This window comes from Dactylosporangium sp. NPDC049140, assembly GCF_040648435.1.
In genome coordinates this window covers 274,439-287,357 of sequence record NZ_JBEZDS010000007.1, presented here as the reverse complement: position 1 = coordinate 287,357, position 12,919 = coordinate 274,439, and the positions used below count along the sequence as shown (strand labels likewise).

The following is a 12,919-nucleotide window of genomic DNA, read 5'->3' as shown; positions in this document are numbered from 1 at the left end:
GGGGGTCGAAGCAAGTCAATCCGGGAAGTTCTGCCCTAACGGACCAGTCGGGACTGGTCCTCCAGTTCCGCCATCAAGCGCTCGGTGGCCCGGCTGATCGCCGCGTCCATGAGCCGCCGTTCGGTCACCACGGTCTCCATCCCGTCCCCGGCGAGGCTCCGCACCTGCTCGGCGACGACCAGCTCCCGCTCGTGCCGCTTGGTCACGTTCGCGACCTTCAGTAGCGCGTCCCGCCCGGATCCCGCCATGGGGGCGACGCTACGCGAGGATAAGTCGCATTTGTGGGCGTTTGCCGAAGCCCGCCGTCGCCGGAGCCGGCAGCGCCTTGACCATGATCTGGCACCGCTCGACGCCGAAGTGCTTGCGGCCCGCCTCGTCCCACTCCACCACCATGGCGTTGACCGGGCCGAAGTCCCATTCGACGTACTGCCGGTTGGCGTACAGCCGCCGGGCCGCCGCGTTCGTGAGGGTGACGCCGAGCGCGATCCGGGCCCGCCCCTTCGCCCGCGCGTAGTCCTCGGCCGCGTCCATGATCGCCGAGGCCACGCCCTGGCGGCGGCGCTGCGGCGCGACCTGCAGGTGGCTCAGGATCGGCACGTTGCGCAGGTGCTCGCGCAGCTCCCACTCCTCGGCCGGCAGCATCCGCAGGAAGGCGGCCCCGGCCACGCGGGTCGCGGTGTCGTCGGTGTGCTCGGCGACGAAGAGCACGCCGAGGTGGGGCTGGCGGGCGATGCGTTCCTGGAAGTAGTGGGGCTGCTTGAACGCCTCGGTCAAAGCCGGCAGGTCTTCGCTGACCGCTGGTCGTACCTCTAGCACCGTCGTCGAGCTCCCTCTGGCCGACTGCTGCGGACCTGGCTGGCTGTGCACGGGGAGGGGACGGCCGCCCCACCGCTGCCGTCCCCGGTTGTCGCGCCGCTAAACCCGCTGCAACTCCGGTGTCCTCAGCCGGTGCCGGCGTGGAACACCTCGTACAGCGTGACGAACACTACGGGACACAGGACCGCCAGCACCAAGCAGGCCCGCACGATGTCGGCGCCCGCGTCGTCCCGTGTGGCCTGCTGCTGATGGGTCAGGTGGACGCGGCGGGTCTGGTGCCTGCGCACCGATCGGCCGAGCCAGCGCGCGACCAGGGTGATCACGAGCGCGGCCGCGCCGATCACGACCGCCGGGTTCGCCGCCGTTCCGTGATTTCCCGATGAACTGAGGAGGAATATAATGCCCATTGGTACGTTTCCTTGATCCTCGCCCGGACACAGGGGAGCTGCCGATATGGGGCGTCTCGGCGGCAACCGAGGACGCCCCAATTTCGTGCGGTGTCACTTGTCGATGCCGGGCGGGCCCCTGGTGCGGCGGACTCGGCCGTAGGACATCACTCCGACCCCCCTCGTTTCAGTCGATCCGCGACTGAATTTCAGTGATGACCTGAAATCCTCGACTTCTCCTGTGAAAAAGCCTATGGTTTCAGCAGCTGCTGAAGCAATCACCGTCATCGCTCCCCTAAATGCGCAGATCGCGGATTTAGGGGAGCGTCCGGCGCGCCGCTGAAGTTGGCTGAAAGGGGGCGCGCGATGGCCGGGGATCTCGCGGAGCAGCTTCGGAACCTCCGCCTGACGGGGCTGCCGTCGGGCCGGCTCACCCAGACCGACATCGCGCGGGCGTTCGGCGTCAGCACCCCGCTCATCTCCTCGTGGGAGAAGTCGGTGCGGCCCAGCGGCGCGTACCTCGACAAGTACGCCCGCCTGTTCGCCACCCCGCGCTCGTTCACCGCCGACCCGCCGACGCTGTTCGAGCTCGCCCAGCTGACGGACGGGGAGCGGGCCCGCTACGACGAGATCAAGAAGGACTTCGGGCTCTCCGAGCCGGCCAACCCGCTGTACTACCCGGACGGCCGGCCCATCACGATCGTCTGCGCGGAGCTGCCCGAGAAGATGCAGCCGGCCAAGGAGCTGGCCGACCCGCTCGACCCGGACCACGTCGAGCTCTACAACTACGCCGACCTGGACGCGCTGGTCGAGCTGTACGCGTACGTGGGCCGGATCAACCCCGACAGCCACGTGCGCCGCCGGCTCGTGACCCGGCTGACCGACGAGGACCTCGAGAACCACCTGCTGGTGCTGGGCGGCGTGGACTTCAACACCCTCACCCGCCAGCTGCTCGACGAGCTCGGGCTCCCGGTCGTGCAGGTCGAGCGCGACGGCGTCGCCGGGGGCTTCGAGGTCACCGACGCGGGCGGCGAGCAGCGGACCCTCGTGCCCGACCTGCGGGAGGAGAACGAGCGGACCATCCTGCGCGAGGACGTGGCGCACCTGTGCCGCGCGCCCAACCCGTTCAGCCCGACCGACACGACGGTGACCCTCTTCAACGGCATGTTCGGCCGCGGCACCTACGGCATCGTCCGCGCGCTCACCGACACGAACACCAAGCGGCGGGCCGCGAACTTCCGCTACCTGGAGCGTCGCTTCGCCGGCGCGCCGAAGTTCAGCCTGGTCTGCCGGATCCCCGTGGTCGCCGGGGTGGTCAAGGTTCCCGATCTCACCGACGCGAGCATGCGCCTGCACGAATGGCCGTTCGCTCCGGCCTGAGCAGCTGTGACAGTCCGGGTGAGCGGGCCGTAGAGTAGCCGTCACACGGACGGGGGAACCCACGGGAGGGCGACGCGTGGAGTCGGCACCACACCCGCGCGGCGCGTCATGCGGACGGCCACCCGCTTCATGACCCAACCCGCGGATCCGCGCCACCACTACTCCCACACCAAGCTGCTCAGCGAGGCCACCGCCGTGCCGGGCACCGTGGACGCCGTCATCGTGCCCACCAACCGCAAGGTCGGCTTCCTGCAGCGGGCGATGCGGCTGGCCGGCGACCTGGACTGCCTGCTGATCGTGCTGTGCAGCCGCTGGAGCCACGCCCGGCCCGTGCTCGGCGCGGCCGCGGCCGCCGGGGTGCGGGCCGTCGCCGTCGACGTGCCGCCGCGGGCCGGCCTGCCCCAGCTCGAGACCGACGACCTGCTCGACGACACCCCGTTCAGCGGCCGGACCGACACGAGCATGAAGCGCAACATCGGGCTGGCCGTGGCGCACATGATGCCGGACTGGCGCGCGGTGCTCTTCCTCGACGACGACATCACCGTGACCGCCGACGACGTGCGCGGCGCCGCGGGGCTGCTCGCCGACTACGCGGCCGTGGGCCTGACCAACGCCGGCTTCCCCGACAACTCGGTGGTCTGCCACGCCAACCGCGAGGTCGGCGGTACCCAGGACACGTTCATCGGCGGCGGCGCGCTGGTCGTGCCCGCGCGGAGCCGGTCGTACTTCCCGCACGTCTACAACGAGGACTGGTTCTTCCTGTTCGAGCACGTCCGCGACCGGCGCGTCGCCGTGACGGGGCGGGCCGAGCAGAAGGAGTACGACCCCTACCGCAGCGCCAAGCGCGCCCGCCGGCAGGAGTTCGGCGACTGCCTCGCCGAGGGCGTGTTCGAGCTGCTCGACGACGGCCGCAGCCTGGCCGAGGCCGGCGTCGACTTCTGGCGCGACTACCTGACCCGCCGCGAGGCGTTCATCGCCGGCATCCTCGACCGGACCCGGCACATGCCGATGCCGCGGGCGAAGCGGGAGCGGGCGGCGGCCCAGGCCAAGCGGGAGCGGATGGTCGCCGCGCTCACGACCGCCCAGGCCAGCCGGGCCGAGATCACGCCGAAGCTGTGCGTGCGGTACCTCGACGCCTGGCAGCGCGACCGGCTCGCGTGGGCGGCGTTCCTGGACCGGGTGCCCCCGCTCGGCGACGTCCAGGAGGCCCTGCGCCACCTGAGCCTGCATCCTGTGTCGTAAACCGTCAGGAGTAAAAAGCCGCGCAGCGTGGTATGCCAGAGGGCACGGCTCTTCCCGCGCGGAGGTGGCAGCCCATGGGCAAGGACGTCGAGTCGACGGTGTTCAGCCGGGAAGACCGGATGCGGTACCGGGACAAGGTCCGCCGATGCCTCGACGCGTTCGCGCGCATGCTGGCCGAGAACCCGTTCGACACGGGCGAGGGCATGAGCGGCCTGGAGATCGAGCTCAACCTCGTCGACGACAACTACGACCCGGCGCTGCGCAACCAGCGCGTGCTCGACGCGCTGGCCGACCCGGCGTTCGTCACCGAGCTGGGCCAGTTCAACATCGAGATCAACGTGCCGCCGCAGCGGCTGGCCGGCGACGGCCTGGCCCGCTTCGAGGCCCAGGTGCGCGAGAGCCTCAACGCCGCCGAGGAGCACGCGGCCCAGGTCGACACCCGGCTGGCGATGATCGGCATCCTGCCGACGCTGCGCCGCGACCTGCTCACGCCCGACGTGCTGTCGGCCAGCCCCCGCTACGCGCTGCTCAACGAGCAGATCTTCACCGCCCGCGGCGAAGACCTGCTGATCTCCATCGACGGCATCGAGCGGCTGCACGTGCGCTGCGACTCGATCGCGCCCGAGGCGGCCTGCACCAGCGTGCAGTTCCACCTCCAGGTGACGCCCCAGCGCTTCGCCTCCTACTGGAACGCGGCCCAGTCGATCGCCGCGGTACAGGTGGCGCTGGGGGCCAATTCGCCCTACCTGTTCGGCCAGGAGCTGTGGCGCGAGACCCGCATCCCGCTGTTCGAGCAGGCCACCGACACGCGCGCGGAGGAGCTCAAGAGCCAGGGCGTGCGACCGCGGGTCTGGTTCGGGGAGCGCTGGATCACCTCGATCTTCGACCTGTTCGAGGAGAACGTGCGGTACTTCCCGGCGCTGCTGCCCATCTGCGAGGACGAGGACCCGATCGACGTGCTCGACCGCGGCGAGGCGCCCCGGCTGGGCGAGCTCAAGCTGCACAACGGCACCATCTACCGATGGAACCGGCCCATCTACGACGTCGTGGACGGCCGGCCTCACGTGCGGGTCGAGAACCGGGTGCTGCCCGCCGGCCCGACGGTCGTGGACAGCATGGCCAACGCCGCCTTCTACTTCGGCCTCGTGCACCGCCTCGCCGGCCAGGAGCGTCCCGTGTGGACGCAGATGTCGTTCGGCGCGGCCGAGGAGAACTTCCACACCGCGGCGAGGCTGGGCATCGAGGCCTCGGTGTTCTGGCCGGGCCTGGGCTCCGTCCCGGTGACCGAGCTCGTGCTGCGGCGGCTGCTGCCGCTGGCGTACGAGGGCCTCGACGAGTGGGGCGTCGACCCCGCCCACCGCGACCGGCTGCTCGGCATCATCGAGCAGCGCTGCCTCGCCCAGCGCAACGGCGCCTCCTGGCTCGTCGAGGCCGCCCACGCGATCGAGGGCAGCGGCCCGGTCGAGCGGGACGACACCATGCGCAAGCTGCTGGCGGAGTACCTTCCGAGGATGCACTCGAACGTCCCCGTGCACGAATGGTGACCGGCGAGTGGTGACCGGCGAGATTGTCCTGCACCGGGACGGCCCGCTCGCCACCCTCGTCATCACCAACCCGGCCAAGCGCAACGCGATGACCGCCGCGATGTGGGCCGCCCTGCCCGGGATCCTCGACACCCTGGCCGGGGACGCCTCGGTGCGTGTGCTGGTGCTGGCCGGCGCCGGCGGCACGTTCTGCGCGGGCGCCGACATCACCGAGGCCGCGGCCATCGCCCGGGCCGGCGACGAGAGCCTCGCGGTCGCGGCCGAGCGGGCCCTCGCCGACTTCCCGCGGCCGACGATCGCCCGCATCGACGGCTTCTGCGTCGGCGGCGGCTGCCAGCTGGCGGTCGCCTGCGACCTGCGCGTCGCGGGGGAGTCGGCCCGCTTCGGCGTGCCGCCGGCCAAGCTCGGGATCGTGTACCCGCCCGCCACCACCCGCCGCCTGGCCGCGCTCGTCGGCCCGTCCCGGGCCAAGCTGCTGCTGTACACCGCGGAGCTGTTCGACGCGGCCGCCGCCGAGCGCTGGGGGCTGGCCGACCTCGTGGTCCCCGACGGCAACCTGGCCGCGACCGTCGACGACCTCGCCGCGACGATCGCGGCCCGCTCCCAGCTCACCCTGCGGGCGGCGAAGGCCGTGCTCGGCGACCGTCCGGTGCCTGAGCAGAGCGAAGCCGAGATGGCCGAGGGCATCGCCGCGTTCGGCGCGCGGCGGGCCCCGCAGTTCCGCTGGGCCTGACTCACAGCTCGCCCACAGCTGATCGGCACGCCGCCGGAAGGGTCGAACCGCAGCGTGGACGCATGACAACCACGCTGACCCCTCCGGCCGCGCCCCCGGCGCCCGCCGAGGCCCCGGCCGGGACGCGGGCCGGCGATCCCGTCTGGGTGCGCCCCGCGCTCGTGCTGCTCCTGCTCGCCACCGGCGCGCTCTACCTGTGGAACCTGAGCGCGTCCGGCTGGGGCAACGCGTTCTACGCCGCGGCCGCCCAGGCCGGTGGGGACAGCTGGAAGGCGTGGTTCTACGGCTCCTCGGACGCCGCGAACTTCATCACGGTCGACAAGACGCCGGCCGCGCTGTGGGTCACGGGCCTGGCGGTGCGCCTGTTCGGGCTCAGCTCGTGGAGCGTCCTGGCCCCCCAGGCGCTGATCGGGGTGGGGACGGTCTGGCTGCTGTACCTCACGGTGCGCCGCTGGCACGGCCCGGCCGCCGGCCTGCTCGCCGGGGCGGTGCTGGCCACCACGCCGGTGGCCACCCTGATGTTCCGGTTCAACAACCCGGACGCGCTGCTCATGCTGCTGCTGGTCGCGGGCGTCTACGGCATGCTGCGCGCCATCGAGCGCGGCAGCACCTGGTGGCTGATCTTCGCCGGCTCCGCGGTCGGCTTCGGCTTCCTGACCAAGATGCTCCAGGCGCTGCTGGTGGTGCCGGCGTTCGGCCTGGCGTACCTCCTCTTCGCCCCGACCGGCTGGGTGCGCCGCCTGGTGCAGCTGCTCGCGGCGGGCGCGGCGGTGATCGTCTCGGCCGGCTGGTGGGTCGCGATCGTGTCGCTCACCCCGGCCTCGTGGCGCCCGTTCGTCGGCGGCTCGCAGACCAACTCGATCCTGGAGCTCACCCTCGGGTACAACGGCTTCGGCCGGCTCACCGGCGACGAGACCGGCAGCGTCGGCGGCGGCGGGGGCGGCGGCGCGGGCGGCGGCTGGGGGGCCACCGGCTGGTCGCGCCTGCTCGACGGCCAGACCGGCGGCCAGGCCTCCTGGCTGCTGCCGGCCGCGCTCATCCTGACCGCCGCGGGCCTGATCTGGTCGGCGCGCCGGGCCGCCTACGTGCTGTGGGGCGGCTGGCTGGTCACCACGGCGCTCGTCTTCAGCTACATGCAGGGCATCTTCCACGACTACTACACGGTGGCCCTGGCCCCGGCGATCGGCGCCCTGGCCGGCATGGGCGCGGCGACCCTGTGGCGGCGGCGCGGCGACCTCTACGCCCTGCTGGTCCTGGGCGGCTGCGTGGCCGTGACCGCCGTCTGGTCGTACATCCTGCTCAACCGGGCCGCCGACTTCCACCCGTGGCTGCGCGTGGCCGTGCTCGCCGCCGGCGCCCTGGGCGCGGCCGGCATCCTGCTCAGCCAGCAGCTGGGCCGCGGCCTGCGCCCGGCCGCCGCGGCGCTGGCCCTGTTCGCGGTCCTGGCCGGCCCGATCGCCTACTCCCTGAACACGGCCGCGACCGCGCACACCGGCTCGATCGTCACCGCCGGACCCGCGGTCGCGGGCGGCAACGGCTTCGGCGGCGGAGGCGGGCGCAACTTCCCCGCGGGCGGCGGCGCCTTCCGCGGCGGCGGCGGAGGAGGAGCCGGCGGCGGCATGGGCGGCCTGCTCAACGCCACGACCCCGAGCGCCGAGGTGGTGGCCGCGCTGCAGCGGGACAGCGCCAGGTACACCTGGGCGGCCGCGGCGGTCGGCTCCAACAACGCCTCGGGCTACCAGCTGGCGACCGAGCTCCCGGTGATGGCGATCGGCGGCTTCAACGGCAGCGACCCGGCCCCGAGCCTGGCGCAGTTCCAGCAGTACGTGAAGGACGGAAAGATCCACTACTTCATCGGCGGCGCGGGGCTGGGCGGACGCAGCAACGGCGGCAGCGGCGTGAGCGCGGAGATCGCCGCGTGGGTGGAGGCCAACTACACGGCGACGACGATCGGCAACACCACCCTGTACGACCTCACGAGTTGAGCTTTACTCCCCCTCGAACCAGCGGCCCCGCCCGGGAACCCATCCCGGGACGGGGCCGCTGGTGTTGCGGCAGATATGTCCGCCGGGGTATTGACGGGAATTCTGCGCTCACAGGCCGGCCACAGCTTCGCGGGAACTTGCCGGAAGGTCGGGCCGCGAGTCTTTGGACCATGAGTACTGAGACGCTTCCTCGCGCGATCGGCGCGGCCGCCCGGAACGCCGGCGCCGTTCTCGACGTCGTCATCCCGGTGTACAACGAGGAGGCCGATCTCGGGCCCTGTGTGCGCCGCCTCCACCAGCACCTCGCCGAGACGTTCCCGTACGCCTTCCGGATCACCGTCGCCGACAACGCGAGTACCGACGCCACGGCCGAGGTCGCCCGCGCGCTCGCCGCGGAGCTCGACGGTGTCGAGGTGCTCCGGCTGGCCGAGAAGGGGCGGGGCCGGGCGCTGAAGCAGGCCTGGTCCGCGTCCGACGCCCCGGTGCTCGCCTACATGGACGTCGACCTCAGCACCGACCTCAACGCCCTGCTGCCGCTGGTCGCGCCGCTGTTGTCGGGCCACTCCGACGTCTCGATCGGCTCCCGCCTGGCCCGGGGCTCGCGCGTCGTGCGCGGCCCGAAGCGCGAGTTCATCTCCAGAAGCTACAACCGCATCCTTCGTACCACGCTCAGCGCCAGCTTCTCCGACGCGCAGTGCGGGTTCAAGGCCATTCGCCGCGACGTCGCCGAGCAGCTTCTGCCGCTCGTCGAGGACACCGGCTGGTTCTTCGACACCGAGCTGCTCGTGCTCGCCCAGCGCGCCGGGCTGCGCATCCACGAGGTGCCGGTCGACTGGATCGACGACCCCGACAGCCGGGTCGACATCGTCGCGACCGCGGTGGCCGACCTGAAGGGCATCGTGCGGCTCGGCCGGGCCCTGGTCGGAGGGAAGGTGCCGGTCGCCGCGCTGCGCAGCCGGCTGGGGCGGGCCCCGCTGGTCGAGGGCGTCCCGGCCGGGATGCTGCCGCAGCTGCTGCGCTTCGGCGGCATCGGAGTGCTTTCGACGGTGGCGTTCCTGGCCCTGTACGCGCTGCTGCGCCCGGAGACCGGGGCCCAGGCCGCGAACTTCGTGGCGCTGCTGGCCACGGCGATCGCCAACACCGCGCTCAACCGCCGGCTCACGTTCGCGATCCGCGGCAGCGACGGGGCGGTACGTCACCAGGTGCAGGGCCTGCTGCTGTTCGCCCTCGGCCTGGCGCTCAACGCGGCGGCGCTGGCCGGGCTCAACCTGGCCGCGCCCGGGCACGGGCACGGGGCCGAGCTGGCGGTGCTCCTGCTCGCGAACGCGGTCACCACGCTGCTGCGGTTCGTGCTCATGCGGGTGTGGGTCTTCCGCAAGGCGTGAAGGTTCCGGCCCGGCGGGCTCGTCGCAGTCGCGGGCCCGCAGCGGGCGCACGACCGGCCAGCCGGGCCGCGTCGAGCCGGTCGCGCATCCGCTTCACGCGCACGAGCGCCCGACTTATCGCGATCACGGCATTTCGAACAGCATGCAGGTCGAGGTCGCGTGCGCGATCAGCGCGCCCCGGCCGTCCGTGATCTGCGCCTGCGCCAGGGCCGTGCGCCGCCCCTTCGACAGCACGGTCCCCTCGCATGTCAGCACGCCCGACGCGATCGAGGCCGGCCGCAGGAACTTCGTGGTCAGGTCCAGCGTCGTGTACCCCACCCCCGCCGGCAGCGTCGAATGCACCGCGCACCCCGTGGCGGTGTCCAGCAGCGTGGCCAGCACCCCGCCGTGCACGGTGCCGAGGGGGTTGTAGTGGTACTCCTGCGGCTCCAGCGTCACCACGACCCGCCCCTCCTGCGCGTCGAGACCCCCGGTGCCGAGCAGGTGCATGATCGGCGGGGCCGGCAGCTCGCCGCGGCGCATCGCCTGCAGCATCTCCAGCCCGCTCTGTCGTCCCAGCTGGGCCGCGTTGAGCATCGGGTCGGACCACGAGAACGTGCGGCTGCGGAGGTCCCCCTCGGTCTGCGTCATGGACCCAGCCTCGCGGGCCGAAGCTAGATCTGTCAACAAGACTCAGCTCCGGGTTAGCCTGGCACCATGAGACCCAGGGCACTTGAGTGGTCCGTCGAGAACTGCACGATCGGGCGCACGATGGCGATCCTCGGCGAACGCTGGACGCTCGTGGTGCTCCGCGAGGTCTTCAACGGCATCTTCCGCTTCGACGACATGCGCGAGCGGACCGGCATCCCGCGGCAGGTGCTCACCAACCGGCTCGGCGTGCTCGTCGACAACGGCATCCTGCGCCGTGTGCCGTACCGCGAGCCCGGCGCCCGCGCCCGCGACGAGTACCGCCTCACCGAGAAGGGCTTCGACCTCTACCCGCTGCTCGTTGCCATCCGCGAGTGGGGCGACCGGTACGTCGCCGACCCGGGCGGGCCGCCCCTGGAGACCGTCCACCGCGGCTGCGGCGCCTACGTGCACGCCACGCTCGTCTGCGAGGCGGGCCACCACGAGGTCGCACCGCGCGACGTCGTCCCGCAGCCGGGGCCCGGGGCCATCAGGCGCGCACCCGTGGGCTAGGTCACGAACCGTGAGCGAAGACCGCCCGATCTGTTGACAACGAGCCGTCACCGGCTGGTCGACCATGGATCACGGCGAGTCATCGACCCATGGAAGGGGCCCGCATGCCGAGTAGATACCGGGGCGCACTGGGCGCCGCATCAGCCGCGATCCTTGCGATCGCGTCGGGGGCGGTCGCACCGGCGACCAGCTGCTGCGGCTTGTCGGCGAGCGCCTCCAGGAGCGGCTGGGCGACCGGGGCCGGGTCGCGCGCTTCGGCGGGGACGAGTTCGCGGTACTGCTGCCGGACATCCGCACCCGCGAGCACGCCATCGCCGTCGGCGACGACCTCGGCGGGACCATGGAGCAGCCGATCCCGATCGGGCACCTACGGCTCAACGCACGCGTCAGCATCGGCATCGCCCTCGCCCCCGAACACGGCAACGAGGCGTGGACCCTCATCCAGCGCGCGGACGTGGCGATGTACGTGGCCAAGACGACCCACACCGGCGTGCGCGTCTACACCAGCGACGACGACCGCAACAGCCCGCACCGCCTCGCCATGGTCGCCGACCTGCGCGAGGCCATCCAGCGCCGCGACCTGGTCGTCGTCTTCCAGCCCAACGCCCGACGAGTTCATCCCCCTCGCCGAGCACTCCGGCCTCATCCGCCCACTGACCCTGCACGTGCTCGAGGTCTCCCTGCGCCGCTGCGCTTCGTGGCGGCGCGCGGGCCACGACATGCACGTAGCCGTGAACCTCTCGCCGAACAGCCTGCAGGAGTCGGACCTGCCCGACATCGTGGCCCGCCTGCTGGGCCAGGCCGGCGTCCCCACGAGCGCGCTCACCCTGGAGATCACCGAGAGCAGCATCATGGCCGACCCGACGGGCGCGCTGGTCATCCTGGACCGCCTGCACGCCCTGGGGGTGAAACTCGCCATCGACGACCTCGGCACCGGCTACTCCTCGCTGGGCCGCCTCCGCGAACTGCCCACGAGATGAAGATCGACCGCTCGTTCGTACAGCGCATCGCCGTGGACCACCGCGACCGGGCGGTCGTGCGCTCGGCCGTGCAACTGGGCCACGCCCTCGACTGCATGGTGGTCGCCGAGGGCGTGGAGGACGAGGAGACCCTGCACCACCTGCGCGACGAGGGGTGCAATCTGGTCCAGAGGTACTTCATCTCGAAGCCCCTGCCGGCCGACGAATTCGCCGACTGGCTGAGCGCCCGGCCCTCGGTTCTCCTCCGTTCTCCCGGGGCATAACGTCTCGTCCATGTGCACCGTGCTCCTCCGGTTCGACCCCGACGCCACGTGGCCGGTTCTCCTGGCCGCGGTCCGCGACGAGTACCTGGCCCGCCCCTGGGAACCCCCGGCCGAGCATTGGCCGGGCCGCTTCGGCGGCCGCGACAGCACCGCGGGCGGCACCTGGCTGGCCGTGGACCCGGCGCGCCCGAGCGTGACGGCGCTGCTGAACGGGCACCCGGGCCTCCCTCCTGCGGGTGACCGCCCGACGCGCGGCTCGCTGCCCCTGGCGCACTTCCCCCCGGAGGACGACGTGCTCCGCTCGTTCGACGCCTTCCACCTGGTGCGGGCCGAACCAACCGAGATCGCGGTAACGTCCTGGGACGGCGTGGCCGTCACGCACCACCTCTTGCCGCCCGGCGACCACGTGATCGTGAACCAGGGCATAGACGTGAACTCGTTCGCGCCGTTGCGCGCGGCGGGAACCCCTGACCCGAAGCCGGGCCTGTCATCGCTGGAGGCCTGGGGCGACTGGATCGCCTTGCTGTCGGGCGGCGAGTTCACGGGCGCGGCCGAGCGCCCGCTGCTGGTGCGCAAGGAGGTGGAGGGCCTCTTGTACGGGTCGGGGTCGGCGGCTCTGGTCGCGATCGGCGAACCGGGCGTGCGCTACGACTTCACGGCAAACCCAGGCCCGGACGCGCCATGGTCGGAGATCCAGCTACCGAACTGAGACGACACCGTCACGGCGCGTATTTACGGGCATGATCGGTTAGGTCGGGGAGGGTAGAATTAGGTTTGGAAATGGAGCGCCACCGACCGACGCGTGTGCCGCCGGTTTCTTCTTCTTCGGACCCGATTTCTTCTGGTCGCTGCTGGTCGCCACGGCAGCTGCTGGTCGCCGCTGGGCACCGGTGGTCGTCGTCGGACGCCGCTGGTCGCCACGGTTGCCAGGGTCGCCACGGTCGCGCGGTCGTCACGGTGCCGGGTCGTACGGTCGCCGCGGTGCCACGGTCGCGCGGTCGTCAGGCGGCCGGGTCGCGTGGTTGC

Annotated in this window: 15 protein-coding genes and 1 pseudogene; 11 read left to right on the top strand and 5 right to left on the bottom strand. The window is 72.0% G+C overall.

Annotated elements, in window-relative coordinates; genetic code table 11:
• Positions 1-35: 35 nt before the first annotated feature.
• The 3 genes from AB0B76_RS15085 to AB0B76_RS15075 form a co-directional block, all read right to left on the bottom strand.
• Positions 36-248: a hypothetical protein gene (locus AB0B76_RS15085; protein WP_360374834.1), complete on the bottom strand. Its 213-nt coding sequence runs from the start codon at positions 246-248 to the stop codon at positions 36-38.
• A gap of 10 nt (positions 249-258) precedes the next feature.
• Positions 259-816: a GNAT family N-acetyltransferase gene (locus AB0B76_RS15080; protein ID WP_360374832.1), complete on the bottom strand. Its 558-nt coding sequence runs from the start codon at positions 814-816 to the stop codon at positions 259-261.
• 125 nt (positions 817-941) lie between these two features.
• Positions 942-1,160, bottom strand: a complete 219-nt coding sequence (locus tag AB0B76_RS15075; protein ID WP_360374830.1) for a hypothetical protein — start codon at positions 1,158-1,160, stop codon at positions 942-944.
• 408 nt (positions 1,161-1,568) lie between these two features.
• On the opposite strand from AB0B76_RS15075, the gene AB0B76_RS15070 reads away from it, so the two are divergent.
• The 6 genes from AB0B76_RS15070 to AB0B76_RS15045 all read left to right on the top strand — a co-directional run bounded on the left by AB0B76_RS15070 (position 1,569) and on the right by AB0B76_RS15045 (position 9,471).
• The gene (locus AB0B76_RS15070) at positions 1,569-2,582 is read left to right on the top strand and encodes a helix-turn-helix transcriptional regulator (RefSeq protein ID WP_360374828.1); all 1,014 of its coding nucleotides are present in this window, start codon (positions 1,569-1,571) and stop codon (positions 2,580-2,582) included.
• Between the two features lie 129 nt (positions 2,583-2,711).
• A complete protein-coding gene (locus AB0B76_RS15065; RefSeq protein WP_360374826.1) occupies positions 2,712-3,824 on the top strand; it encodes a hypothetical protein in 1,113 nt (370 codons plus the stop codon).
• A 74-nt stretch (positions 3,825-3,898) separates the two neighbouring features.
• A complete protein-coding gene (locus tag AB0B76_RS15060; RefSeq protein WP_360374824.1) occupies positions 3,899-5,368 on the top strand; it encodes a glutamate--cysteine ligase in 1,470 nt (489 codons plus the stop codon).
• Positions 5,369-5,375: 7 nt separating this feature from the next.
• Positions 5,376-6,101, top strand: coding sequence for an enoyl-CoA hydratase-related protein (locus tag AB0B76_RS15055; protein WP_360374822.1), 726 nt, complete (start codon positions 5,376-5,378; stop codon positions 6,099-6,101).
• A 62-nt stretch (positions 6,102-6,163) separates the two neighbouring features.
• Positions 6,164-8,086 (top strand): glycosyltransferase family 39 protein, encoded by a 1,923-nt coding sequence (locus tag AB0B76_RS15050; protein WP_360374820.1) that lies wholly within the window; start codon positions 6,164-6,166, stop codon positions 8,084-8,086.
• Between the two features lie 170 nt (positions 8,087-8,256).
• Positions 8,257-9,471: a glycosyltransferase gene (locus tag AB0B76_RS15045; protein WP_360374818.1), complete on the top strand. Its 1,215-nt coding sequence runs from the start codon at positions 8,257-8,259 to the stop codon at positions 9,469-9,471.
• Positions 9,472-9,594: 123 nt separating this feature from the next.
• On the opposite strand, the gene AB0B76_RS15040 is transcribed toward AB0B76_RS15045, so the two are convergent.
• On the bottom strand, positions 9,595-10,101 hold the full coding sequence (locus tag AB0B76_RS15040) for a PaaI family thioesterase (RefSeq protein ID WP_360374816.1): 507 nt from the start codon (positions 10,099-10,101) through the stop codon (positions 9,595-9,597).
• 66 nt (positions 10,102-10,167) lie between these two features.
• On the opposite strand from AB0B76_RS15040, the gene AB0B76_RS15035 reads away from it, so the two are divergent.
• Positions 10,168-10,650, top strand: a complete 483-nt coding sequence (locus tag AB0B76_RS15035) for a helix-turn-helix domain-containing protein (RefSeq protein WP_360374814.1) — start codon at positions 10,168-10,170, stop codon at positions 10,648-10,650.
• A gap of 115 nt (positions 10,651-10,765) precedes the next feature.
• Positions 10,766-11,074: pseudogene (locus AB0B76_RS15030) on the top strand (GGDEF domain-containing protein); the annotation flags it as partial.
• Here AB0B76_RS15030 and AB0B76_RS15025 read toward each other — a convergent pair.
• Positions 11,018-11,269: a hypothetical protein gene (locus tag AB0B76_RS15025; RefSeq protein ID WP_360374915.1), complete on the bottom strand. Its 252-nt coding sequence runs from the start codon at positions 11,267-11,269 to the stop codon at positions 11,018-11,020. The pseudogene AB0B76_RS15030 and the gene AB0B76_RS15025 sit on opposite strands and share 57 nt — an antisense overlap.
• On the opposite strand from AB0B76_RS15025, the gene AB0B76_RS15020 reads away from it, so the two are divergent.
• Genes AB0B76_RS15020 through AB0B76_RS15010 form a run of 3 tightly spaced genes read left to right on the top strand, consistent with a single transcriptional unit; the run spans position 11,268 to position 12,602 of the window.
• Complete coding sequence (locus AB0B76_RS15020) at positions 11,268-11,630, top strand: EAL domain-containing protein (RefSeq protein WP_360374907.1); 363 nt, start codon at positions 11,268-11,270, stop codon at positions 11,628-11,630. The genes AB0B76_RS15025 and AB0B76_RS15020 overlap by 2 nt on opposite strands.
• Positions 11,627-11,893: an EAL domain-containing protein gene (locus AB0B76_RS15015; protein ID WP_360374812.1), complete on the top strand. Its 267-nt coding sequence runs from the start codon at positions 11,627-11,629 to the stop codon at positions 11,891-11,893. The genes AB0B76_RS15020 and AB0B76_RS15015 overlap by 4 nt, the downstream gene beginning before the upstream one ends.
• A gap of 10 nt (positions 11,894-11,903) precedes the next feature.
• Positions 11,904-12,602, top strand: a complete 699-nt coding sequence (locus tag AB0B76_RS15010) for an NRDE family protein (RefSeq protein WP_360374810.1) — start codon at positions 11,904-11,906, stop codon at positions 12,600-12,602.
• The last annotated feature ends 317 nt before the right edge of the window (positions 12,603-12,919 follow it).